We start from the raw sequence: 898 nt of genomic DNA on the forward strand, positions 1-898 counted from the left end.
ACAACAAATACGACGCAGACGGAGTTTGGGATTGCATTCACGCCCAATTGCTGGCTGAGGCCGATGAGGGCGGAGAAATCGAATGGACGGTCTCAGTAGATTCGACCATCAACCGTGCCCACCAGCACGGGACCAACACCCGGCGACCTGATCAGCCCACAGGGGGCCTTTGCGAATCACAAGAATCTCGGCGGGACTGAGCCTGAAGGCCACGCCTTGGGCCGCTCGCGCGGCGGGCTCTCCACCAAGATCCACGCCGTCGTCGATGCCAGAGGACTACCGATCGCGATCGTAACCACCGGCGGTCAGCGCCATGACGGGGCCATGCTTGAAGAGATTCTCGATGAGATCCGAGTCCCCAGAATCGGGCCCGGTAGGCCGCGGACACGACCCAATGCGGTGGTCGCTGATAAGGCCTACTCCTCCGGTGTGACCCGCCGGATGCTCGCCGCCCGCGGCATCAAAACGGTCATCCCGCAGAAGTCCAACGAGAAGAACGCACGCAAGAACAAGGGCTCCGCCGGAGGCCGCCCACCCAGCCTCGATGACCAGGCCTACCGGGGCAGGAACATCGTCGAGCGCCACTTCGGACTGGCCGAACAATGGCGCGGTATCGCCACCCGCTACGACAAGAAAGCCCGCAACTACAGAGCAGGAGTAGTCCTCTGCGCCATCATCGCCTGCCTACGCACATAGGAGACACGCCCTAGAGGATGAGTGAGCAGAACCGGCCGCGCGGCCGCAGCCGGGAAGAGATGGCGGCCCGTGCCGCACAGGAGCTTCCCGACGGTTCCTACGTCAATCTCGGGATCGGTATGCCCACACTGATCCCCAACTACATTCCGGACGAGCGGACGGTGGTGCTGCAGTCGGAGAACGGAATCCTCGGTGTCGGGCC

1 protein-coding gene and 1 pseudogene are annotated in these 898 nt (G+C 63.3%); both read left to right on the top strand.

Annotated elements, in window-relative coordinates; genetic code table 11:
* A pseudogene (locus RH857_RS13615) lies at positions 1 to 696 on the top strand (IS5 family transposase); the annotation flags it as partial.
* Positions 697 to 713: 17 nt separating this feature from the next.
* A partial coding sequence (locus RH857_RS13620) for a CoA-transferase (protein WP_310538511.1) occupies positions 714 to 898 on the top strand: 185 nt, incomplete at its 3' end.

Source organism: Nesterenkonia flava, assembly GCF_031432335.1.
GTDB lineage: Bacteria > Actinomycetota > Actinomycetes > Actinomycetales > Micrococcaceae > Nesterenkonia > Nesterenkonia flava.